Here is a 22,867-nt window from a genome sequence, read left to right on the forward strand (position 1 = left end):
GTACGACTCGCGGGGTCTGAACGTACGACTCGCGGGGTCTGGGCGTACGACACGACCGGTCTGGGCGTACGACTCGCGCGGGTTGGGGTGTGGGCTGCGGGGAGGTGGGTGGGGTGCGGGCCCACCTTCCCCGCGCGGGTTAGGCGTTCAGGCGGGTGTGTAGGGCTCGGAGCAGGGGGTCCGCGGTGGTGGGCTTGGACTGGGTGCGCAGGGCTTCCTCCAGGATCGCGGCCGCGTCGCCGAGGATCTGGGGCGGGGTGTCGTCGGTGATGAGGGTGCCCGCTCGGCGGGCCTCGGCCTCGGCGTTGGCCGGGTCGCCCGACTGGAGGAGGAAGCGCGCGCCGCGCACCACCAGGAACGCCTGCCAGTCGGCGTCGCCCAGGCGGGCCGCCAGTTCCTCGGCCACGCCGTTCTGCTCGACGGCCTCCGCGTGCTCGCCCGCCTGGCTGTGCAGGAACGCCCGGATCGCGGCGATGCGCGCGGTCAGGTGGGTGCGGTGGTCCGGGTCCTCCACCCGCGGCAGCAGGACCTCGGCGGCGGTGAGGGTGGCGGCGCACTCGCCCGCCTCCTCGTCGGGCAGCGCGGCCGCCGCCTCGACCAGCGAGCCCGCGGCCTCGGCGAACTCCTCGACCTCCTGCCAGGCGGTCGCCGCGCCCTGGTAGGCCGAGGCGGCCTCCGGGCCCCGGTCCAGCCGCCGCAGCACGCCGGCCAGCTGGTCCAGCACCATCGCCCGCCGGCCCGGCTCGTCCGGCTGGACCAGGCCCAGCGCGGTCTCCAGGTGGCGGCGCGCCGACTCGGTCTCGTCCAGCCGCGCGCACACCTGGCCCAGGCGGTAGCGGATGGGCACGACCACGTCCGGGTCGACCTCGTCCGTGTCGATCGCGCGGACCGCCTCCTCCAGCGCCTCCGCGGCCTCCACGAACCGGCCCGACTTCAGGTAGCCGCCGGCCAGCGCGTAGCACGCCTTGGCCACGTCGTCCGGCACGCCCAGCTCGTGGCCCGCGGCGACCGCGTCGCGCAGCTCCACCAGGTGCTCGGCCTCCAGGTCCAGCCGCTGGATCGAGGCCGCCCGCTGCCGGTGCGCCTCGGCCGTCCACGGCCCGCGCGGCGTGCCGAACGCCTCCACGAACCGCGTGCCCGTCGCGAGCGCGGCCTCGTCGCCCCGCACGGTCTGGATCTTCAGCAGCAGCCGCAGCGCGTCGAACCGCACGGACGAGGACGGGTCCTCGGCCAGCACGGCGGTCACCTCGGCCTGCGCCTCGTCCAGCTCGCCGGAGGCCGCCAGGTGCTGCGCCCGGTCGCACCGCGCCCGGGACACCAGCTCCGGCACCCGCGCCCGCGCCAGCTCCAGCGCCTCGACCGCCAGTTCGACCGGCTGCTCCTCGTCCTCGTCGACCTCGGCCAGCAGGTCGGCCAGCAGCAGCCTGGTCAGCACCCGCGTGTACGGGGTGCCGGTGGCGTCCGCCTCGGCCAGGCAGGTGCGCGCCAGCCCGACGCCGCCCTCCTCGGCGCGCAGCACGGCGCCCCGCGCCCGGTACCGGTTGGCCAGGTCGTGCTCGCCGCACGCGGCCAGCCGGTCGACCGCCGCGTCCAGCTCGACCAGCACCTCCTCCCTGGGCAGGGTGTGGCCGCCGACGATCGCCCGCCGGGCCGCCACCAGCGCGCCCAGCGACTCCGGCAGCAGCGGGTCGAGGTCCGGCGGCAGCGAGCGCAGCAGCCGCATCCCGGCGGTGAACTCGCCCCGGTCGAACGCGTCGCACATCCGCCGCGCCAGCTCCACCGGGTCGCCGAGCTCCACCGGCTCCTCGTCGGACGGGGCGGGCACGGGCGTCCGCGAGGCGGCCGGCACCACCAGCGGCACCGGCGCCGTGTCGGGCGTGGCCAGGGTCTCCCGGACGCGTCGGGTCACCGCGTCGGAGCCGTTGCGCCGGTCGAAGCGGGCCGCGATCTCCAGCGCCCGCGCCTCCAGCAGCGCGCGCAGCTCGGGCGCGGTCAGCACCTCGGCGCGCCCGTCCACCGGCACGGCGAACTCCTCGTCCCCCGGCACCCGGCTCAGCAGCAGCGCCGCGCCGGCGGCGAAGTGCATGGCCCGCGACGGGCTGGTCGAGTGGTGCACCCGGTGCAGGTGGCCGCGCAGCAGGTCCACGCCCCGCCGCACGTTGTCCGAGGTCGCGCAGAACACCAGGTGGTCGTCGAGGTAGCCGCCCACCAGGTCGTCGCGCACCAGCCGGTGCGCCACCACGTGCGCCTGCCGGGCCCGCTCCAGGTCGCCCAGCGCGACGAACGCGGGCGTCAGCGTGGTCAGGATGCCCTGCGGCTGGGTGGCGCAGCCGGTCTCCCGGTCCAGCTGGTGCTCGGCGTGCGCGACCGCCTCGGCGAGGCGGCCCTGCCGGATCAGGTGCCCGGCCTGCTCCTCGACGACGCACGCCTCGCAGTCGCTCATCGGGCCGCGCTCGGCCGCCAGGTAGCGCGCGAAGTGCTCCCGGTACGCCGCGTCGTCGCCGGTGTGCGAGGCCAGCTCGGCGCGGGCGCCGTGCACGGGCTGCGCCGAGTACCCGAGCCGCTGGTAGCGGGACGCGAGCTGGTCGACGAACGAGCCGATCTGCGCCAGCGTGAACCTCGGGTCGGCGAGCAGGCCGGACACGATCCACTTGTGCGCCCAGTCGAAGCTGTGCAGCTCCCACTCGTCGAACGAGGTCGGGTCGCGCTGCTCCGCCGTGCCGCACCACGCGAACGGCGCCAGCATCAGGTCGTAGCGGCCGAGGTCGTAGGCGGAGCGGATCAGCGCGATCCGGCAGCTCACCCCCAGCGGCAGGTGGTCCGCGGCGTCGGCGGCGCGGGCCGCGCGCTCCAGCGCCTCGTGCCTCGGCATCCCCTCGGGCATGTGGTACGCCTCGACGAACTGCCGCTCGGCGGCGCCCTTGTCCTGGCTCATCGGTCTTCTCCCACGGCGCGGTCCAGCAGTTCCAGGAACGAGCGGTTCAGCGCCGCGGTGTCCTTCGGGCGCATCGGTCGGCGCGCCTGGAGCAGGGCGTGCACGTACAGCGATTCGACGGTCAGCTCCACCAGCGCCGGGTCGTTGAGCTGCGTCAGCCGCCGCACCAGCGGGTTGCGGCAGTTGAGCACCAGCCGCTGCGCGGCGTCCGAGGAGGGCTCGGCCAGGCTGCCCAGCAGCTCCGCCCACAGCGGGTCGGCGTCCTCGCCCGCCTGCTCGGCGTCGCGCCTGCGCTCCGCCTCGACGTTGGTGACCAGCAGCGCCGGCAGCGAACCCGGGTCGAAGTCGCGCGGCACGGCCTCGCAGTCGTGCCGCTCCAGGACCTCGCGGGCCTGGTCGAGGCGGGTCCGCAGGGCGCGGTCCAGCTCCGGGTCCGGGTCGTCGAGCGCGGCCAGCACCTCGCCCGGCGCCACCCGGCGGGCGGCGGTCGGCCCGTCCAGGGCGACCAACCGCTCCAGGATCTCCACGTCGTAGGCGTAGCCCGCGTCGACCAGGCCCATGCCCTGCGCGTGCGCGACCGGCGCGAGCTGCCGGAACTCGTCCACGTCCGGCACGTAGGCGACCGTGCCGTGCCGGCGGCGGAACTGGCGCAGCGACTGGGGCCCGTCGGTGGTCTCGAACGGCAGCCACCGCTCGACCAGCCGCAGCATGTCGTCGTCCACCCTGGCCAGGGACTTGATGCCCAGGTGGTGCGCGTCGAGCAGGGCCCGGGTGCGCTCGGGGCTGGTCGCGTCCAGCCGGACCAGCCAGTCCCGGACCTGGCGGCCCAGCTCCTCGCGCACCGCGAGCAGCGTCTCGTCCTGGTAGAGCGACTCGCGGCTGGCCGTGGGGCGCAGCGACGTCGAGTCGACCACGCAGCGCACGAAGTACGCCCACTCCGGCAGCAGGCCCTCGATGGCGTCGCCGACGAGCATCCGCTTGAGGTAGACGCGGTGGGACTGCCGCGCGCCGGGGTGCACGCCGCGCGGCAGCACGTAGGCGACGCCGCGCAGGCCGACCGCGGGCACCTCGACCGGGATCGCGTCGAACGGCGCCACGCCCAGCACGCGCTCGCCGTAGGCCGCGGCGTCGTCGAGCCAGGGCAGCTCGCCGAGCGTGACGACCTCGTGGTCGATCCGCACGGTCACCGGCAGCAGCTCGCCGTACTCGGTGACCAGGGCGCGCACCACGTCCTTCTCCAGCCAGTGCTCGGCGTCGCGGTGCGGCACGAGTTCGATGGTGGTGCCGACCTCGGCGCGCGCCGAGTCGTCGACCTCCACGTCGTAGCTGCCCGTCGCGTCCGCGGTCCAGCGCACCGCGGGCCCGCCGCGCGCCGACCGGCTGGTGAGGCTGACGCGCTCGGCGACCAGGAACGCGGACAGCAGCCCGACGCCGAACTGGCCCAGGAAGCCCTGGCGGGCGAAACCCAGGTCGTCGCGCTTCGACGTGCGGCCCAGCGTGGAGAGCAGGTCGTGCACTTCGCGCTCGGTCAGGCCGATGCCGGTGTCGGAGATGCGGAGGGTGCCGCCGGCGGACTCGATCGGCTCGATCACCACCTCGCCGGGCGCGTCCGGCTGGAGCGCGCGGCGGGCGGTGATGGCGTCCACCGCGTTCTGGAGCAGCTCGCGGGCGTAGACGCGCGGGCTGCTGTAGAGGTGGTGGCTGAGCAGGTCGATGATCCCGCGCAGGTCGACACCGAAGGTGTGGGCCATGGAGTGGAGTTCACCTCGGGTCAGGTACGTGGGACGAACGATTCTAGGGTCGGTCTGGCGGCTGGTGACCCGGTTTTGTGCTGATCGCTCGCCGGTGTCCTGCGCGCGGTGATCAGACTGCCACGGCGCACCGACAGTTCCGGCTCGGTCCGGTTGCGATCCGGGATCGCGGGCGACGCGGTCGCCGGGGGCGCGCGGGCGGGACCTCCTCGTCCCGCCGCGACCCGACCGGGCGGCGGTGACGGGCGGTGGCGCCCGATCACCTAGGATCGACCCGCTAACCACCTGTTGTCCGTGACGGGAGCTGTCCACCAACCATGTCCGGAGCCAACGACCCCTACGACCCGAAGCAGGTCGCGGCGCTCTCCCCGGAAGCGCTCGGCACGGCGGTCGAGCAGGCTCGGGAGGCGTTCGCCAAGGCGGCCGACCTCGACGAGCTCGCCGCCGTGAAGCCGAGCCACCTGGGCGACCGCTCGCCGGTGCTGCTGGCGCGCCGCGAGATCGGCGCGCTGCCGCCCGCGGCGAAGGCCGACGCGGGCAAGCGGGTCAACCAGGCCCAGCAAGAGGTCAAGCAGGCGTTCGACGAGCGCCGCGCCGAACTCCAGGTGGAGCGCGACGAGCGCGTCCTCCGCGAGGAGGCGGTGGACGTCACCCTGCCGTGGGACCGCGTCCCGCGCGGCGCGCGCCACCCCATGAGCACGCTGGCCGAGCGCATCTCGGACGTCTTCGTGGCCATGGGCTGGGAGGTCGCCGAGGGCCCCGAGGTCGAGGCCGAGTGGTTCAACTTCGACGCGTTGAACTTCGGCAAGGACCACCCCGCCCGGACCATGCAGGACACCTTCTACGTGGCCCCCGCCGACTCCGGCCTGGTCCTGCGCACGCACACCAGCCCGGTCCAGGCGCGCAGCATGCTGGACCCGGACCGCGGGCTGCCCGTCTACGTGGTCTGCCCGGGTCGGACGTTCCGGACCGACGAGCTGGACGCCACCCACACCCCGGTGTTCCACCAGGTCGAGGGCCTGGCCGTGGACCGGGGGCTGACCATGGCGCACCTCAAGGGCACGCTCGACGCGTTCGCCCGCGCCATGTTCGGCGAGGACTCCCGCACCCGGCTGCGCCCGAGCTTCTTCCCCTTCACCGAGCCGTCCGCCGAGGTGGACGTGTGGTTCCCGGAGAAGAAGGGCGGCGCGGGCTGGGTCGAGTGGGGCGGCTGCGGCATGGTCAACCCGAACGTGCTGCGCAACTGCGGCATCGACCCGGACACCTACTCCGGCTTCGCGTTCGGCATGGGCCTGGAACGCACCCTCCAGTTCCGCAACGGCCTGCCCGACATGCGCGACATGGTCGAGGGCGACGTCCGCTTCACCCAGCCCTTCGGAACGGAGGCATGACGGTGCGCATCCCGGTCACCTGGCTGGTCGAGAACCTGGAGTTCGCCGAGCCCCCGACGCCGGGGCAGCTCGCCGACGCCTTCGTGCGGATCGGCCTGGAGGTCGAGGACGTCCACGAGCTCAACGGCGTGACCGGCCCGCTGGTCGCGGGCCGCGTGGTCGACATCGAGGAGCTCGCCGAGTTCAAGAAGCCGATCCGCTACTGCCGGGTGGAGGTCGGCCCGGACCAGGTCAACGGCATCGTCTGCGGCGCGTCGAACTTCCGCGAGGGTGACACGGTCGTGGTGGCCCTGCCGGGCGCGGTGCTGCCCGGGGACTTCGCCATCGCCGCCCGCAAGACCTACGGCCGGACGAGCGAGGGCATGATCTGCTCGGCCCGCGAGCTGGGCCTGGGCGACGACCACCTCGGCATCATGGTGCTGCCCAGCGGCACCGCGCAGCCCGGTGACGACGCGGTCGAGCTGCTGGGCCTGGGCGACACCGTCATCGAGGTCGCCCCCACCCCGGACCGCGGCTACGCGTTCTCCGTGCGCGGCCTGGCCCGCGAGCTGGCGTGCGCGTTCGACGTGCCGTTCCGCGACCCCGGCCTGGCCGAGATCCCCGAGGCCGAGGGCGAGGAGATCGCCGTCTCGGTCGAGGACGCCGCCGCGTGCCCGCGCTTCACCGCGCGCCGGGTGACCGGCGTCGACCCGACCGCGCCCACCCCCTGGTGGATGCGCCGCAGGCTGATGCTCGCGGGCATCCGCTCGATCTCGCTGCCGGTCGACATCACCAACTACGTGATGCTGGAGCTGGGGCAGCCGCTGCACGCGTTCGACGGCTCCGCCGTGCGGGGCGGCCTGGTGGTGCGGCGCGCGCGGCCCGGCGAGAAGCTGACCACGCTGGACGAGCAGGTCCGCGAGCTGGACCCGGACGACATCGTGATCGCCGACGACAGCGGCGTGATCTCGCTGGCCGGCGTCATGGGCGGGGCGAGCACCGAGGTCCAGCCCGACAGCTCGGACATCCTGCTGGAGGCGGCGAACTGGGACCCGGCCTCCATCGCCCGCACGGTGCGCCGCCACAAGCTGCCCAGCGAGGCGGCCAAGCGGTTCGAGCGCACCGTGGACCCGGCGCTGGCGCCGGTGGCGCTGGAGCGCGCCGCCCGGCTGCTGGACATGTTCGGCGAGGGCGGCATCCGGCCCGGCCGCACGGACGTGGGCGGGGTCGCGCAGCCGGCGCCGGTGTCGATGCCGATCAACCTGCCCGACCGGGTCGCCGGGGTGGACTACGCGCGCGGCGTGACCGCGCGGCGGCTGGGCCAGATCGGCTGCCAGGTCGAGGTCGGCACCGGGGACGACGGCGCGACCATGGTCACCGCGGTGCCGCCGACCTGGCGCGCGGACCTCACCCAGCCCGCCGACCTGGTCGAGGAGGTGCTGCGGCTGGAGGGCTACGACACGATCCCGTCGGTGCTGCCGCCCGCGCCGGCCGGTCGCGGCCTGACCGAGCAGCAGCGCCGCCGCCGCACGGTCGCGCGCGCGCTGGCCGAGCAGGGCTTCGTCGAGGTCAAGCCGTTCCCGTTCCTCTCGCCCGCGATCTTCGACGCGCTGGGCCTGCCGGCGGGCGACGTGCGGCGGACGACGGTGAGCGTGCTCAACCCGCTGGAGGCGGAGAAGCACGCGCTGGCCACCACGCTGGTCCCGGGGCTGCTGGAGACCGTGCAGCGGAACCTGGCCCGCGGTCAGCGGGACCTCGCGGTCTACGCGGTGGCGCAGGTGACGCTGCCGCGCGCGCAGCCGGTGCCGGTGCCGGTGGTCGAGGTGGGCGCGCGGCCCTCGGAGGCGGAGCTGGCCTCGCTCCGGGCGGCGCTGCCGCACCAGCCGGTGCACGTGGCGGCCGTGCTGGCGGGCCACCGCGAGCAGCCGGGCTGGTGGGGCAAGGGCCGGCCGGCCGACTGGGCGGACGCGGTGCAGGCCGCGCGGCTGGTCGGCCAGGCGTACGGGGTGGAGCTGAGCGTCGTCGCCTCCGACCTGGCGCCGTGGCACCCGGGCCGGTGCGCCGAGCTGCGGGTCGGCGACTGGCCGGTGGGCCACGCCGGCGAACTTCACCCGAAGGTGGTGGAGGCGCTGGGCCTGCCGAAGCGGACCTCGGCCTTCGAGCTGGACCTGGACGCGCTGCCGCTGTCCGACCACCGGCCCGCGCCGGTCGTGTCGGCCTACCCGCCGGTGCTGCTGGACGTGGCCGTGGTGGTCGGCGCGGAGGTGCCCGCCGCGCGGGTGGAGCGGGTGCTGCGCACGGGCGGCGGCGAGCTGCTGGAGGACATCCGGCTGTTCGACGTCTACACCGGCGGTCAGGTGGGCGAGGGCAAGCGGTCGCTGGCGTACTCCTTGCGCTTCCGCGCCCCGGACCGCACGCTGACCGTGGACGAGGCGACGGCGGCGCGCGACGCGGCCGTGGCCGCGGCGGCCGAGCGCTTCGGCGCGGTGCTGAGAGGCTGACGCGAGGGCCCCGGAGCCGCACTGGTGCGGCTCCGGGCTGCTCCGTCGCGGCTCCGGGTCTGGTCCGGCCGGGTGAACTCCGGTGGGACCGGCAGGGGGAGAAAGTGCAGTTCAGACTACGTCAAGTGACGTGTCAAGAGGTCCAAAGACCCCTATTTCCGGGCCGGCTTGGTCCTTGCGCGGATGTTGAACGTTCTCCAAGATTGGTTCCGCGGCCCGCTGGGCCGAGGGGCGAAGCGATGAACCGCCGGGCGAGTCTGGTCGCCGGTCCGACGGGGAGCTAGCGGCGAACCCACCGCCTGGAGCAGCAATCCTAGTGAGGTTGCCTCATGCGCAGTTTGGGTCCGCGGATGGAGATCGCCGTCGCCTCGACGATCCTCGGGGTCGGGGCGGCCGTCGTCGCCGCCATGCACCTGACCTGGCCGGAACCCGACCTGCCCGCGATGGCGTACTCGGTGAGCAACGCCGAGGCCGGGGTGGCGGGCCTGGAGTCGTTCGGCATCGACGACGTCTCGGGCGCGGCGGTGGAGCTGACGCCGGGTGGCGAGGGCGCGCGGCTGGTGCGGCTGTCCAACCCCAACACCGTCGACATCGTGGTGCTGAGCCTGGAGGCCGAGCCGGGGCAGCCGCTGGACGAGGCGCAGAACCGGGTGCCGGGCTGCCCGTCCGGGGTGCTGACCGTGGTGCCGATGCCCGAGCCGGTGCTCATCCCGCCCGCCGGGTCGGTCGACGTGGAGATGGTCGTGCAGATCGCGCACGACGTGCCGGACGCGTGCACCGACCTGGTCTTCCCGCTGACCTACTCGGGTCGCGCCGCCCGGGGCTGACCGGGTGACGGCCCGGACGGCCGGCACCGGCTCCTCCCCGGCCCTGGTGAGCGCACGCAACCCGGCGGGTCGACCGCCCGCGCCGCCGCGCTCGCCCGTTCGTGTGCGAGGCTTCGGGGCATGAGCGCGTACGACTACGACCTGCTCGTCATCGGGTCCGGCCCGGGTGGGCAGAAGGCCGCCATCGCGGGCGCGAAGCTGGGCAAGAAGGTCGCGATCGTGGACCGGGACGACATGGTGGGCGGCGTGTGCCTGAACACCGGCACCATCCCGTCCAAGACCCTGCGTGAAGCCGTCATGTACCTGACCGGCATGAGCCAGCGCGAGCTGTACGGCGCCAGCTACCGGGTCAAGCAGGACATCACGATCTCCGACCTGCTGGCCCGCACCAGGCACGTGATCGGCCGCGAGGTCCAGGTCGTGCGCGCGCAGCTGCACCGCAACCAGGTCGACCTGCTCACCGGCACGGCCCGGTTCGTCGACCCGCACTCGGTCGCGATCGAGGGCGCGCACCGCGGTGAGCACCACGTGGTGACCGCGGACAAGGTCGTGGTCGCGGTCGGTACCCGGCCCGCGCGCCCGGACCAGGTGGACTTCGACGAGGTCCGGGTGCTCGACTCCGACGAGGTGCTGTCGCTGGAGGAGATCCCGTCGTCGTTGGTGGTGGTCGGCGCGGGGGTGATCGGCATCGAGTACGCGTCGATGTTCGCCGCGCTCGGCACCAGGGTGACCGTGGTCGAGCAGCGGGAGCGGATGCTCGACTTCTGCGACCCGGAGATCGTCGAGTCGCTGAAGTTCCACCTGCGCGACCAGGCGGTGACCTTCCGGTTCGGGGAGAAGGTCGTCACCGTCGACGTGTCCGAGACCGGCACGGTGACGACGCTGGCCAGCGGCAAGCGCATCCCGGCGGCCGCGGTGATGTACTCCGCGGGCCGGCAGGGCAACACCGAGGCGCTGGACCTGGCCAAGGCGGGCCTGGAGGCCGACCGGCGCGGCCGGCTCCAGGTCGACGAGCACTACCGCACGCCCGTCGAGCACATCTACGCGGTGGGCGACGTGATCGGCTTCCCGGCGCTGGCCGCCACGTCGATGGACCAGGGCCGGCTCGCGGCCTACCACGCGTTCGGCGAGGAGGCCCGCGAGCTGACCGGGCTCCAGCCGATCGGGATCTACACCATCCCGGAGATCTCCTACTGCGGCGCGACGGAGGCCGAGCTGACCTCGTCGGCGGTGCCGTACGAGGTGGGGCTGGCCCGGTACCGGGAGCTGGCGCGGGGTTCGATCGTGGGCGACGCCTACGGGATGCTCAAGCTGTTGGTGTCCACTGTGGACCGCAAGCTGCTCGGCGTGCACCTGTTCGGCACCGGGGCGACCGACCTGGTGCACATCGGGCAGGCGGTGATGGCGTGCGGCGGCACGGTGGACTACCTGGTGGACACCGTCTTCAACTACCCGACGCTGTCGGAGGCGTACAAGGTGGCCGCGCTGGACGCGACGAACAAGATCCGCGCGCTCCAGCGGTTCGGCGGGACCGGCGCCTAGGCGCGCGGGCCGGGCGCGCCGGGCGCGCCCGCGCGTTCACCGCGAGTAGCACGGGGCCGCCCGGATCTCACCTGGGCGACGCTGCCGCGTCACCCCCGCGGCCGGCTACCGTCCTCCCCAGGACCCCCGGGAGGCCGCCATGCCGACACCGCCCCTGCACATGCGACGAGCCGGGTTCGACCCCGTGCCGGAACTCTCGGCGCTGCGGGACGGGGGCGTCCGGCTGGTGGACCTGCCGCAGGGCGACCGGGTGTGGCTGGTCACCCGGCTCGCGGACGTGCGCGCGGTGCTCGGCGACCCGCGCCGGTTCGGCAACTCGGCCCACCACGTCGTGCCGGGCGCGCCCGCGCTGTCCGAGGAGGAGCTGGCCCTGGTGCGGCCGGGCAACCCGCTGGCGTTCGACCCGCCCGAGCACACCCGGCTGCGCCGGCTGGTGGCCGGCGAGTTCACCGGACGCCGGATGCGGGCGCTGGAGCCGTGGGTCCACGAGGTGGTGCGCGACCGGCTCGACGCGCTGGAGCGCGCCGGGTCGCCCGCCGACGTGGTGGCGGGCTTCGCGCTGCCGGTCCCGTCGCTGGTGATCTGCGAGCTGCTGGGGGTGCCCTACGCCGACCGGGACGCCTTCCAGGACCGCTACACCCGCTTCTTCGACATCTCCCTGCCGCCCGAGCGGCGACTGGCCATCGCGCTGGAGTCCCGCGCCTACCTGGCCGAGCTGGCCGACCGGGCGAGGTCCGCGCCGGGGGACGACCTGCTCGGCGCGCTGGTCCGCTCGGACCTGCGCGAGGAGGAGGTGGTCGGCCTGGTCGACCTGCTGCTGCTGGCGGGTCACGAGACCACGGCGAACATGCTCTCCCTCGGCATGGCGGTGCTGCTGGCGCACCCCGACCGGCGGGCGGCGCTGCTGGCCGCGCCGGAGACCGCGGTGGAGGAGCTGCTGCGCTGGCTGACCGTCGTGCACACCGGGGTGCCGCGGGTGGTCACCGCCGAGGTCGAGCTGGGCGGCCGGGTCCTGGAACCGGGCGACCTCGTGGTCTGCTCGCTGCCCGCGGCCAACCGCGACCCGGACCTGGTGGCCGACCCGGACGAACTGGACCTGGCGCGCGAGGCGGGCAGCCACGTGGCGTTCGGGCACGGCGTGCACCACTGCCTGGGCGCGCCCCTGGCGCGGATGGAGATGCGCGTCGCGTTCACGGCGCTGCTGACCAGGTTCCCGGGGCTGCGCGTGGTGTCGCCCGAGCTGCGCTTCCGGGACGAGCAGGTCGTCTACGGGCTGGAGGAACTGCTCGTGGCGTGGTGACGGGCCCGTGACGGACCCATGTCGGGGCGAATACATGTTTGAGTGACGATGCACTAGCGTGCATACTTATCCGCATGACGTTGCGGATCGCGGTAGCCGGGGCCAGTGGCTACGCCGGGGGCGAAGTCCTGCGGCTCCTGCTGGGCCACCCCGAGGTGGAGATCGGCGCGCTGACCGCCGGTGGGAACGCGGGTACCCGCCTGCTGGCCCACCAACCCCACCTCCTGCCCCTGGCCGACCGGGTGCTGACCGAGACCACGGCCGCCGAGCTGGCCGGCCACGACGTCGTCTTCCTGGCGCTCCCGCACGGCCACTCGGCCGAGCTCGCCGCGCGGCTCGGCGACGACGTGCTGGTCGTCGACTGCGGGGCCGACCACCGGCTCACCGACCCGGCCGCCTGGGAGCGCTGGTACGGCGGCGAGCACGCGGGCAGCTGGCCCTACGGCCTGCCCGAGCTGCCCGGCCGGCGCGACGAGCTCCGCGGCGCCCGGCGCGTCGCCGTCCCCGGCTGCTACCCGACCGTCTCCTCCCTGGCCCTCGCCCCCGCGATGGGCCTGGTCGAGCCCGAGGTCACCGTGGTCGCCGTCTCCGGCACCTCCGGCGCGGGCAAGTCGCTCAAGCCCGGCCTGCTCGGCTCGGAGGTGATGGGCTCGCTGAGCGCCTACGGCGTCGGCGGCGCCCACCGGCACACCCCGGAGATCACCCAGAACCTCTCCGCGGTCGCGGGCCGCGAGGTCAGGGTCTCCTTCACCCCAGTCCTGGCCCCGCTGCCCCGCGGCATCCTGGCCACCTGCTCGGCCACCCTCACCTCCGGCGAGGACGTCCGCGCCGCCTACGAGCGGGCCTACGCGGACGAGCCGTTCGTGCACCTGCTGCCCGAGGGCCACTGGCCCACCACGGGCGCGGTGCTCGGCTCCAACGCCGTCCAGCTCCAGGTCACCGTCGACCGCGACCTGAACCGGCTCGTGGTGGTCGCGGCGATCGACAACCTGGCGAAGGGCACCGCGGGCGCGGCGGTGCAGTGCATGAACCTGGCGCTCGGCCTGCCGGAGACCACCGGCCTGTCCACCGTGGGAGTAGCTCCGTGAACCGCAACAGAGGCGTCACCGGCCCGAAGGGCTTCCGAGCCGCCGGCGTCGCGGCCGGCATCAAGGACTCCGGCGCGCTCGACCTCGCGCTGGTCGTCAACACCGGACCCGGCCAGGCCGCGGCCGGCGTGTTCACCACCAACCAGGTCAAGGCCGCGCCCGTGCTGTGGTCGCGGCAGGTGCTCCGGGAGCGCCGGCTGCACGCCGTGGTGCTCAACTCCGGCGGCGCGAACGCGTGCACCGGTCCCGAGGGCTTCCAGGACACCCACGCCACCGCCGAGAAGGTCGCGGAGGTGCTCGGCGTCGGCGCGGTCGAGGTCGCCGTCTGCTCCACCGGCCTGATCGGCGAGCGCCTGCCCATGGACTCCCTCAGGGCGGGCGTGGAGAAGGCCGCCCAGGAGCTGGCCGACACCGACCGGGCCGGACTGGACGCCGCCACCGCCGTGATGACCACCGACACCCGCCCCAAGCAGTCGTGGCGGGAGCACCCGGACGGCTGGTCCGTCGGCGGCTTCGTCAAGGGCGCCGGGATGCTGTCGCCGAACATGGCCACCATGCTCAGCGTCATCACCACCGACGCGGTGCTGGACGGCGACGCGCTGGACGCGGCCCTGCGGCGGGTCACCGCCCGCACCTACGACCGGCTCGACGTGGACGGCGGCACGTCCACCAACGACACCGTCCTGCTGCTGGCCTCCGGCGCCTCGGGCGCCACCCCGGACCCCGAGGAGTTCGCGGGCGTCCTCGAAGCCGTCGCGCACGACCTGGTCAAGCAGCTCCAGGGCGACGCCGAGGGCATGACCAAGCAGGTCTCGATCACCGTCACCGGCGCGCTCACCGAGGCCGAGGCGGTCGAGGTCGCCAAGACCGTCGCCGAGGACAACCTGGTCAAGACCGCGCTGTTCGGCTCCGACCCCAACTGGGGTCGCGTCGCGATGGCCGTCGGCCGCTCGCGGGCAACCGTCGACCAGCACAAACTGGGGATCACCATGAACGGCGCCACCCTGTTCGCCGACGGCCACAAGGCCGCCGACCGGAGCGAGGCCGACCTGTCCGGCCGCGACGTCGAGATCCTCATCGAACTCAACCTCGGCGACGGCGCGGCGACCGTGCTCACCACCGACCTGTCCCACGGCTACGTCGAAGAGAACAGCGCGTACAGCTCATGACCGACCCCCGGGCCAAAGCGGAGGTCCTCATCGAGGCGCTGCCCTGGTTGCAGCGCTTCCGGGGCGCGGTCGTGGTCGTCAAGTACGGTGGCAACGCCATGGTCGACGACGGGCTGAAGCGCGCGTTCGCGCAGGACGTGGTGTTCCTCAAGCTCGCCGGCCTGCACCCGGTCGTCGTGCACGGCGGCGGGCCGCAGATCGCGGCCATGCTCGCGAGGCTGGGCATCGGGAGCGAGTTCCGCGGCGGCCTGCGCGTCACCACGCCCGAGGCCATGGACGTGGTCCGCATGGTCCTGGTCGGCCAGGTGCAGCGCGAGCTGGTCGGCCTGGTCAACGAGCACGGCCCGTACGCGGTGGGCCTGTCCGGCGAGGACGCCCGCCTGCTCACCGCGGCCCGCCGGCCGGCCGTCGTGGACGGCGAGCCGGTCGACATCGGCCTGGTCGGCGACATCGTCGGGGTCAACCCGGACGTGGTGCTCGACCTCGTCCGGGCGGGCCGCGTCCCGGTGATCTCCTCCGTCGCCCCGGACGCGGACGGCGTGGTGCACAACGTCAACGCCGACACCGCGGCGGGCGCGGTGGCGGTCGCGCTGAAGGCCGAGAAGCTGGTGGTCCTCACCGACGTGGAGGGCCTCTACGCGGACTGGCCGGACCGGGGCTCCCTGCTGCGCCGGGTCCACGCCCGGCGGCTGGAGGAGATGCTGCCGGACCTGGACAGCGGGATGGTGCCGAAGATGGAGGCGTGCCTGCGCGCGGTGCGCGGCGGCGTGCCCGAGGCGCACGTGATCGACGGGCGGCAGGCCCACTCGGTGTTGCTGGAGGTCTTCACCTCCGAAGGTGTCGGAACGACGGTCCTGGGGGACGAGGCATGAGCGAGCACCAGCAGCGGTGGCGGGCCGCGATGATGGACAACTACGGCACACCCGGGCTCGCGCTCGTCCGCGGCGAGGGCGCGCACGTCTGGGACGCCGACGGCAACCGCTACCTCGACCTGCTCACCGGCATCGCGGTCAACGCCCTCGGCCACGCCCACCCGGCCGTCGTCGCCGCGGTGACCGCGCAGATCGCCAGGATCGGCCACACCTCCAACCTCTACATCAACGAGCCCGCGCTGGCGCTCGCCGAGCGCCTGCTCGACCTGGCCGGCGTGGCCGGCGACGGCCGGGTGCTGTTCTGCAACTCCGGCGCCGAGGCCAACGAGGCCGCGTTCAAGCTCAGCCGCCGCACCGGCCGCACCAGGGTCGTCGCCACCGAGGGCGGGTTCCACGGCCGCACCATGGGCGCGCTGGCGCTGACCGGCCAACCCGCCAAGCGGGAGCCGTTCGAGCCGCTGGTGCCGGGCGTCGCGCACATCCCGTTCGGCGACGTGGCCGCCCTGGAGGCCGCGATCGACGACGAGACCGCCGCGTTCGTGGTCGAGCCCATCCAGGGCGAGAACGGCGTGGTCGTGCCCCCCGAGGGCTACCTGGAGGCGGCGCGGCGGATCACCGCCGAGCACGGCGCCCTGCTGGTGCTCGACGAGGTGCAGACCGGTGTCGGCAGGCTGGGCACCTGGTTCGCCTTCCACCAGGCCGGGATCGTGCCCGACGTGATCACCCTGGCCAAGGGCCTGGGCGGCGGCCTGCCGCTGGGCGCGTGCATCGCGGTCGGCCCGGCCAAGGACCTGTTCGCGCCCGGCCAGCACGGCACCACCTTCGGCGGCAACCCGGTGTGCTGCGCCGCCGCGCTCGCCGTGCTCGACACGATCGCCGCCGACGGCCTGCTGGAGCACGCCGCCGCGGTCGGCAAGGAGATCGCGACGGGCGTCGAGCACCTGAACCACCCGCTCATCTCCGGTGTGCGGGGCGCCGGCCTGCTGCTCGGGATCACGCTGCGCGAGGCGGTCTCGGCGAAGGCCGCGGCGGCCGCGCAGCGGGCCGGCTTCTTGATCAACCCCATCCAGCCGGACGTCCTCCGGCTGGCCCCGCCCCTGGTGCTCGACGAGGCCGACGCGCACCGCGTGGTCGACGGGCTCCCGACCTGGCTGGAGTCCTGACGTGGTCCGGCACTTCCTGCGCGACGACGACCTCACCCCCGCCGAGCAGGCCGAGGTCCTGGACCTGGCCGACACGTTCAAGGCCGACCGGCTGGGCGCCAAGCCGCTGGCCGGGCCCAAGTCGGTGGCGGTGATCTTCGAGAAGAACTCCACCCGCACCAGGCTGTCGTTCGAGGTGGGCATCACCCAGCTCGGCGGCCACCCGGTGATCATCGACGGCCGGTCCATGCAGCTGGGCCGGGAGGAGACCATAGAGGACACCTCCCGCATCCTGTCCGGCTACGTGGACGCGGTGGTGTGGCGGACCTTCGCCCAGAAGCGCATGGAGGCGATGGCCTCGGTGTCCCGCGTGCCGGTGATCAACGCGCTGACCGACGAGTTCCACCCGTGCCAGGTGCTGGCCGACCTCCAGACGATCCGGCTGCGGCACGGCGGCCTCGCCGGCCTCACCGTCACCTACCTGGGCGACGGCGCGAACAACATGGCGAACTCGATCCTGCTCGGCGGGACCACCGCGGGCATGAACGTCCGCATCGCCGCCCCCGAGCACTTCGTCCCGCAGCCGTGGGCGCTGGAGGCCGCCGCGAAGCGCGCCGCGGAGACCGGCGGCAGCGTGTCGGTGGTGGTCGACCCGCGCGCGGCCGTGGACGGCGCGGACGTGCTGGTCACCGACACCTGGACGTCGATGGGCCAGGAGAACGACGGCCGCGACCGCGTCGGCCCGTTCCGGCCCTACCAGGTCAACCGGGAGCTGGTGGCGTCCACCGGCGTGCGCACGACCGTGCTGCACTGCCTGCCCGCGCACCGCGGCTGGGAGATCACCGACGAGGTGCTCGACGGCCCGGACAGCGCGGTCTGGGACGAGGCCGAGAACCGCCTGCACGCCCAGAAGGCCCTGCTGGTGTGGTTGCTGGAGCGCTCGCGGTGACCCGGACCGCGCGGCAGGCCCGCATCGTCGAGCTGATCTCCCAGCGCGCCGTCCGCAGCCAGTCCGAACTGGCGAAGACGCTGGCCGTGGAGGGCATCGAGGTCACCCAGGCCACGCTGTCGCGCGACCTGGACGAGCTCGGCGCGGTGAAGCTGCGCGGTCCCGACGGCGGCGCGCCCGTCTACGTCATCCCCGAGGACGGCAGCCCGGTGCGCGGCGTGCAGGGCGGCACCACCCGCCTGGTGCGGGTGCTCGGCGAGCTGCTGGTGTCGGTGGACCACTCCGGCAACCTCGCCGTCCTGCGCACGCCACCCGGCGCGGCCCAGTTCCTGGCCAGCGCGCTGGACCGGGCGGCGCTGCACGACATCGTCGGCACCATCGCCGGCGACGACACCATCCTCGCCGTGGCGAGGGAACCGCTCACCGGGGCGGACCTGGCGGCCCGCGTGACCGCGCTGGCCGCGGGGGAGCAGCCGGACGACGACCAGGGCTGAGCGGACCGGTCCGGGGCGGACCAGACGGGGGGAGCGGCCCAGCCCAGACCGGGGCGGACCGGGGCGGACCGGGGCGGGGCGGCCCAGACCCGGGACAGCCCGGTCCGGCGCGCCACCACCGCCCGCGCCCGGTCGGGTGCCGCCGGCGCCGCGTCCCGGCCGGTCGTGGTACGACTGGCCCCCACCACCCGACGAGGGCGGTACCCGGGCCGACCGAGGGCCCCCACATAGGGCCTACCGAGCAAGATCGCAGCGAAGAGGATTTGACCAAGTGAGTTCTTTGTGGGGCGGGCGGTTCGCCGGTGGACCGGCGGAGGCGATGGCGCGGCTGTCGCTGTCCACGCACTTCGACTGGCGACTCGCCCCCTACGACATCAGGGGCTCCCGCGCGCACGCCCGCGTCCTGCACGACGCCGGCCTGCTGACCGCGGACGAGCTGACGCGGATGCTGGCCGCGCTCGACGCCCTGGAGACCGACGTCGCCTCCGGCGCGTTCACCCCCGAACTGGCCGACGAGGACGTGCACACCGCGCTCGAACGCGGCCTGATCGACCGGGCCGGGCCCGAGCTGGGCGGCAAGCTGCGCGCCGGCCGCTCCCGCAACGACCAGGTGGCGACGCTGTTCCGGATGTGGCTGCGCGACGCCGCCCACCGCGTCGCCGACGGCGTGCTGGACGTGGTGGACGCGCTGGCCGGCCAGGCCGCCGACCACCCGACCGCGGTCATGCCCGGCCGCACGCACCTCCAGTCCGCGCAGCCCGTGCTGCTCGCGCACCACCTGCTGGCCCACGGCCAGGCCCTGCTGCGCGACGTCGACCGGCTCCGCGACTGGGACAAGCGGGCCGCCGTGTCGCCCTACGGCTCCGGCGCGCTGGCCGGCTCGTCGCTGGGCCTGGACCCGGGCAAGGTCGCCGCGGAGCTGGGCTTCGACGGCCCGGTGGAGAACTCGATCGACGGCACCGCGTCCCGCGACTTCGCCGCCGAGATGGCGTTCGTGCTGGCCATGATCGGCGTGGACCTGTCCCGGATCGCCGAGGAGGTGATCATCTGGACCACCGCGGAGTTCCGCTTCGCGGTGCTCGACGACGCCTGGGCCACCGGCAGCTCGATCATGCCGCAGAAGAAGAACCCCGACGTGGCCGAGCTGACCCGCGGCAAGTCCGGCCGGCTGATCGGCAACCTCACCGGCCTGCTGGCGACGCTGAAGGCCCAGCCGCTGGCCTACAACCGGGACCTCCAGGAGGACAAGGAGCCCCTGTTCGACTCGGTCGAGCAGCTGGAGCTGCTGCTCCCGGCCCTGACCGGCATGATCGCCACGATGCGGTTCGACACCGACCGCCTGGCCGAGCTGGCGCCCGCCGGGTTCACCCTGGCCACCGACATCGCCGAGTGGCTGGTGCGGCAGGGCGTGCCGTTCCGGGTCGCCCACGAGGCCGCGGGCGAGTGCGTCCGCGCCGCCGAGACCCGGGGCGTCGGCCTGGACGAGCTCACCGACGAGGAGTTCGCCGCGATCTCGCCCGCGCTCACGCCCGAGGTGCGCGACGTGCTGACCGTGGAGGGCTCCATCGCCTCCCGCGACGCCCACGGCGGCACCGCCCCCGACCGCGTCGCCGAGCAGCTCAAGCGGCTGCGGGACCGGGTGTCCGTTGCCCGGCGCGCCTAGGCGGCTCACCGAGGCGGAGCTGGCCGTCGACCCGGTCGACGCCGCCCGGCTCCTGCTCGGCTGCGTCGTCGAGGCCACCGGGCCCGACGGCGTGGTGGGCGTGCGGATCGTGGAGGTGGAGGCGTACCGGGGCGGCGACGACCCGGCCTCCCACTGCTACCGCGGCCGGACCCTTCGCAACGACGTCATGTTCGGGCCCGCGGGGCGGCTCTACGTGTACTTCGTCTACGGGATGCACTTCTGCGCCAACGTCGTGTCGCTCACCGACGGGGTGCCCGGCGCGGTGCTGCTGCGCGCGGGCGAGGTGGTCACCGGCGTCGGGCTCGCACGGGCCCGCCGCCCGGCCGCGCGCAGCGACGCGGAGCTGGCCAAGGGCCCGGCCCGGCTGACCGGCGTGCTCGGCCTGACCCGCGAGGACAACGGGCTCGACCTGACCGCGGCCGACTCGTCCGTGCGGCTGCTGGCGGGCGACCCCGTGGACCCCGACGAGATCCGCACCGGGCCGCGCGTGGGCGTGGCCGTCGCGGTGGACGTGCCGTGGCGCTTCTGGGTGGACTCGCCCGCGGTCAGCTCCTACCGCCGCGGCACCCGCAGCACCCGCTGACCGGGTCCTCTGACCGGGTCCTCCCGCCCCGGCGCCGGTCCGGTCCGGCTCCGGTCCGGGGCGGGAGGACGACCGTCAGAGCTCGCCGAACACGTAGGTGCCGGGCGCGTCCTCGTCGTCCCCGGCCCAGAACTCCACCCAGTGGCTGACGAACTCGGACTTCGAGATCCACCCGTCGCCGTCCAGGTCGAGGCGGGCGAACCCGACGTCGGTCGGCGCGTCGTTCCCCGTCCACGCGTGGATCAGGCGGGCGTACTCCGCCGCCGACACCCGCCCGTCGCCGTCCTGGTCCACCGCCTCGAACATCGACTCGGCGGTGGCCACCACGAAGTCCAGCATGGTGCCCAGGTTGTCGACCGCGGCGAGCACCTCCTCCAGCGTGAGCCTCTGGTCGCGGTTCTCGTCGGACGCCGCGTGCAGCGCGTCCCACCAGCTCATCATGATCTCGCGCAACCGGTCCGCCCCGTCCCCGTCCCGGACGGCCGCCCACCGGTCGGTCAGCGCCTCGAAGTCCGCGCGCTCCAGGAAACCGTCGCCGTTCACGTCCATCGCGGTGAACACGATGGAGGTCTTCTTCCGCTGCAAGTCGCTGGCCACGCAAGCCAACTTGGTCGGGGAAGCCGGGAAGGACAATTGACCAGCCGGGGCAAACCTGTGTGCGTGCGAGTGAACGCCGCCGTGACGGTCGGTAGTGCCAGGCCGGGGGAGCGGGGGAGCGGGCCGTGCCGGGGGGCGTTGATCGACCGCCGGACCGCCCGCCGTACTGCTCGGCCCACCGCCTGCCGCCCGACCACCCTGGTCGTCCCACCCGGCCGCCCCACCCACCGTCCGCAGGCCCTCGTTCGCCGGCCTGAGCAGGTGCGGGACAATGGCCCCCGTGAGCGAGCACATCCTCGACGAGCTGTCCTGGCGCGGCCTGATCGCGCAGTCCACCGACCTCGACGCACTCCGGGAGGACCTGGCCTCCGGCCCGCTCACCCTCTATGCGGGCTTCGACCCGTCCGCGCCCAGCCTCCACGCCGGCAACCTCGTCCCGCTGCTCATGCTGCGCCGCTTCCAGCGCGCCGGGCACCGGCCGATCGTCCTCGCGGGCGGCGCCACCGGCATGATCGGCGACCCGCGCGACGTCGGCGAGCGCACCCTCAACTCCGAGGACACGGTCAAGGACTGGGTCGGCCGCATCCGGGGCCAGCTGGAGCGGTTCGTCGAGTTCGACGACGGCCCGACCGGCGCGGTCGTCGTCAACAACCTCGACTGGACCGGCGACATGCCGGTGCTGGAGTTCCTCCGGGACGTCGGCAAGCACTTCTCGGTCAACGTCATGCTCGCGCGCGAGACGGTCAAGCGCCGGCTCGACGGCGACGGCATGTCCTACACCGAGTTCAGCTACCTGCTCCTCCAGTCCCACGACTACCTGCGGCTCCACCGCGAGTACGGCACCCGGCTCCAGGTGGGCGGCTCCGACCAGTGGGGCAACCTGGTCGGCGGCGTCGACCTGATCCGCAAGGTCGAGGGCCGCTCGGTGCACGCCCTGACCGCGCCCCTGGTCACCGACGCCGAGGGCCGCAAGTTCGGCAAGTCCACCGGCGGCGGCAACGTGTGGCTCGACCCCGCGATGACCTCGCCGTACGCCTGGTACCAGTACTTCGTCAACGTGGGCGACGCCGACGTGGTCCGGTACCTGCGGATGTTCACCTTCCTGACCCGGGAGGAGATCGCCGAGCTGGAACGGCAGACCACCGAGGCCCCGCACCTGCGGGCCGCGCAGAAGAAGCTGGCCGAGGAGTTCACCAACCTGGTGCACGGCGAGCACGAGACGCGCCAGGTGATCGCGGCGAGCCAGGCCCTGTTCGGCCGGGGCGAGCTGCGCGAGCTGGACGCCTCGACGCTGGCCGCCGCGATGGCCGAGGTGCCCACCGGCGAGGTGCGCCCGGCCGAGGAGCCGACCGTCGTCGACCTGCTGGTCACCTCCGGGCTCGTGGACAGCAAGGGCGCGGCGCGGCGCACCGTCAAGGAGGGCGGCGCGTACGTGAACAACGTGAAGGTCACCGACGAGGAGTGGCGTCCCACCCCGGAGGACCTGCTGCACGGCGAGTGGCTGGTGGTCCGGCGGGGCAAGCGCAACACCGCCGGGGTGCGGGTGCGCTCCTGACGCGCTGACCTGCGCAAGAGGCTCGTCGACGGCCGCCGGTCCCCCGAGGACCGGCGGCCGTCGTCATCTTCTGGTGTGATCGCGGTCACATTGTTGCGCGGGAAGGGGGTCCGATAGCGTGGGGTGCAGTGCTGCACGGGCTGCTGACCTGCGGTTTCGGTCCGTGGAGCGGTGCTGCGCCCCCGATTTGACCCTGCCTTCCCCTGCGTGTAACTTTCTCCATGTCAGCGCGGAACGGGCCGGGAAGCCGGAACGGAGTGCGGCAGGTCACGAACCAAGCTCCCGCCGAGTGTGGTAGAGTGGGTGACCTCGAAGCGGAAGACCCAGTTGCGGCCCTGAAGGGTCTTGCGACCAGGGCGTCTGGTTTCACACAAGCTTTGAATGAATCACAAGCCTCCGAGCGAGCCGCGTGAAGCGGTGCGCGACGATGTGCGCGTGTTCTTTGAGAACTCAACAGCGTGCCGAATAGCCAGTAAATTTATGATCCTCGTCAAGAGGATTCCTTTGA

General features: G+C 73.9%; 17 protein-coding genes. 14 read left to right on the forward strand and 3 right to left on the reverse strand.

What is annotated here, in order from left to right; genetic code table 11:
• Positions 1-139: 139 nt before the first annotated feature.
• Both ACFP3R_RS07780 and ACFP3R_RS07785 read right to left on the reverse strand, forming a co-directional pair.
• Positions 140-2,935: a hypothetical protein gene (locus tag ACFP3R_RS07780; RefSeq protein ID WP_380634199.1), complete on the reverse strand. Its 2,796-nt coding sequence runs from the start codon at positions 2,933-2,935 to the stop codon at positions 140-142.
• On the reverse strand, positions 2,932-4,686 hold the full coding sequence (locus ACFP3R_RS07785) for an HSP90 family protein (protein ID WP_380634200.1): 1,755 nt from the start codon (positions 4,684-4,686) through the stop codon (positions 2,932-2,934). The genes ACFP3R_RS07780 and ACFP3R_RS07785 overlap by 4 nt, the downstream gene beginning before the upstream one ends.
• A 317-nt stretch (positions 4,687-5,003) precedes the next feature.
• On the opposite strand from ACFP3R_RS07785, the gene pheS reads away from it, so the two are divergent.
• The 13 genes from pheS to ACFP3R_RS07850 all read left to right on the forward strand — a co-directional run bounded on the left by pheS (position 5,004) and on the right by ACFP3R_RS07850 (position 20,207).
• Positions 5,004-6,077, forward strand: coding sequence for a phenylalanine--tRNA ligase subunit alpha (gene pheS, locus ACFP3R_RS07790; RefSeq protein ID WP_380634202.1), 1,074 nt, complete (start codon positions 5,004-5,006; stop codon positions 6,075-6,077).
• 2 nt (positions 6,078-6,079) lie between these two features.
• Positions 6,080-8,557: a phenylalanine--tRNA ligase subunit beta gene (gene pheT / locus ACFP3R_RS07795; protein ID WP_380634251.1), complete on the forward strand. Its 2,478-nt coding sequence runs from the start codon at positions 6,080-6,082 to the stop codon at positions 8,555-8,557.
• A 329-nt stretch (positions 8,558-8,886) separates the two neighbouring features.
• On the forward strand, positions 8,887-9,384 hold the full coding sequence (locus ACFP3R_RS07800; protein ID WP_380634204.1) for a hypothetical protein: 498 nt from the start codon (positions 8,887-8,889) through the stop codon (positions 9,382-9,384).
• Between the two features lie 120 nt (positions 9,385-9,504).
• Entirely contained in the window at positions 9,505-10,926 is a 1,422-nt protein-coding gene (gene sthA, locus ACFP3R_RS07805; RefSeq protein ID WP_380634206.1) for a Si-specific NAD(P)(+) transhydrogenase, read from the forward strand.
• A 139-nt stretch (positions 10,927-11,065) separates the two neighbouring features.
• Positions 11,066-12,226, forward strand: a complete 1,161-nt coding sequence (locus ACFP3R_RS07810; RefSeq protein ID WP_380634208.1) for a cytochrome P450 — start codon at positions 11,066-11,068, stop codon at positions 12,224-12,226.
• A 74-nt stretch (positions 12,227-12,300) separates the two neighbouring features.
• Complete coding sequence (argC, locus tag ACFP3R_RS07815) at positions 12,301-13,314, forward strand: N-acetyl-gamma-glutamyl-phosphate reductase (protein ID WP_380634210.1); 1,014 nt, start codon at positions 12,301-12,303, stop codon at positions 13,312-13,314.
• Positions 13,311-14,483 (forward strand): bifunctional glutamate N-acetyltransferase/amino-acid acetyltransferase ArgJ, encoded by a 1,173-nt coding sequence (argJ, locus tag ACFP3R_RS07820; RefSeq protein WP_380634211.1) that lies wholly within the window; start codon positions 13,311-13,313, stop codon positions 14,481-14,483. The genes argC and argJ overlap by 4 nt, the downstream gene beginning before the upstream one ends.
• Positions 14,480-15,355: an acetylglutamate kinase gene (gene argB, locus ACFP3R_RS07825; RefSeq protein ID WP_380634213.1), complete on the forward strand. Its 876-nt coding sequence runs from the start codon at positions 14,480-14,482 to the stop codon at positions 15,353-15,355. The genes argJ and argB overlap by 4 nt, the downstream gene beginning before the upstream one ends.
• Entirely contained in the window at positions 15,352-16,518 is a 1,167-nt protein-coding gene (locus ACFP3R_RS07830; protein WP_380634214.1) for an acetylornithine transaminase, read from the forward strand. Before argB ends, ACFP3R_RS07830 begins: the two co-directional genes overlap by 4 nt.
• A 1-nt stretch (position 16,519) precedes the next feature.
• Entirely contained in the window at positions 16,520-17,446 is a 927-nt protein-coding gene (gene argF, locus ACFP3R_RS07835) for an ornithine carbamoyltransferase (RefSeq protein WP_380634217.1), read from the forward strand.
• Complete coding sequence (locus ACFP3R_RS07840; RefSeq protein WP_380634219.1) at positions 17,443-17,940, forward strand: arginine repressor; 498 nt, start codon at positions 17,443-17,445, stop codon at positions 17,938-17,940. The genes argF and ACFP3R_RS07840 overlap by 4 nt, the downstream gene beginning before the upstream one ends.
• Positions 17,941-18,259: 319 nt before the next feature.
• Positions 18,260-19,603, forward strand: a complete 1,344-nt coding sequence (gene argH, locus ACFP3R_RS07845; protein WP_380634253.1) for an argininosuccinate lyase — start codon at positions 18,260-18,262, stop codon at positions 19,601-19,603.
• On the forward strand, positions 19,587-20,207 hold the full coding sequence (locus ACFP3R_RS07850) for a DNA-3-methyladenine glycosylase (RefSeq protein WP_380634222.1): 621 nt from the start codon (positions 19,587-19,589) through the stop codon (positions 20,205-20,207). Before argH ends, ACFP3R_RS07850 begins: the two co-directional genes overlap by 17 nt.
• A 75-nt stretch (positions 20,208-20,282) precedes the next feature.
• Here the strand turns inward: ACFP3R_RS07850 and ACFP3R_RS07855 are convergent, their stop codons facing one another.
• Positions 20,283-20,804, reverse strand: coding sequence for an EF-hand domain-containing protein (locus ACFP3R_RS07855; RefSeq protein WP_380634223.1), 522 nt, complete (start codon positions 20,802-20,804; stop codon positions 20,283-20,285).
• A gap of 280 nt (positions 20,805-21,084) precedes the next feature.
• On the opposite strand from ACFP3R_RS07855, the gene tyrS reads away from it, so the two are divergent.
• The gene (gene tyrS / locus ACFP3R_RS07860; protein ID WP_380634225.1) at positions 21,085-22,359 is read left to right on the forward strand and encodes a tyrosine--tRNA ligase; all 1,275 of its coding nucleotides are present in this window, start codon (positions 21,085-21,087) and stop codon (positions 22,357-22,359) included.
• The last annotated feature ends 508 nt before the right edge of the window (positions 22,360-22,867 follow it).

Origin of the sequence: Saccharothrix lopnurensis (genome assembly GCF_042658445.1) — a bacterium.
Classification (GTDB): domain Bacteria; phylum Actinomycetota; class Actinomycetes; order Mycobacteriales; family Pseudonocardiaceae; genus Actinosynnema; species Actinosynnema lopnurensis.

Excerpts from the sequence above, each read along its gene's own strand:
- sthA (WP_380634206.1), top strand. The coding sequence starts at position 9,505 with ATGAGCGCGTACGACTACGACCTGCTCGTCATCGGGTCCGGCCCGGGT.
- ACFP3R_RS07785 (WP_380634200.1), bottom strand. The coding sequence starts at position 4,686 with ATGGCCCACACCTTCGGTGTCGACCTGCGCGGGATCATCGACCTGCTC.
- ACFP3R_RS07830 (WP_380634214.1), top strand. The coding sequence starts at position 15,352 with ATGAGCGAGCACCAGCAGCGGTGGCGGGCCGCGATGATGGACAACTAC.
- ACFP3R_RS07780 (WP_380634199.1), bottom strand. The coding sequence starts at position 2,935 with ATGAGCCAGGACAAGGGCGCCGCCGAGCGGCAGTTCGTCGAGGCGTAC.
- pheS (WP_380634202.1), top strand. The coding sequence starts at position 5,004 with ATGTCCGGAGCCAACGACCCCTACGACCCGAAGCAGGTCGCGGCGCTC.
- ACFP3R_RS07800 (WP_380634204.1), top strand. The coding sequence starts at position 8,887 with ATGCGCAGTTTGGGTCCGCGGATGGAGATCGCCGTCGCCTCGACGATC.
- argB (WP_380634213.1), top strand. The coding sequence starts at position 14,480 with ATGACCGACCCCCGGGCCAAAGCGGAGGTCCTCATCGAGGCGCTGCCC.
- argH (WP_380634253.1), top strand. The coding sequence starts at position 18,260 with ATGGCGCGGCTGTCGCTGTCCACGCACTTCGACTGGCGACTCGCCCCC.
- argC (WP_380634210.1), top strand. The coding sequence starts at position 12,301 with ATGACGTTGCGGATCGCGGTAGCCGGGGCCAGTGGCTACGCCGGGGGC.
- ACFP3R_RS07810 (WP_380634208.1), top strand. The coding sequence starts at position 11,066 with ATGCCGACACCGCCCCTGCACATGCGACGAGCCGGGTTCGACCCCGTG.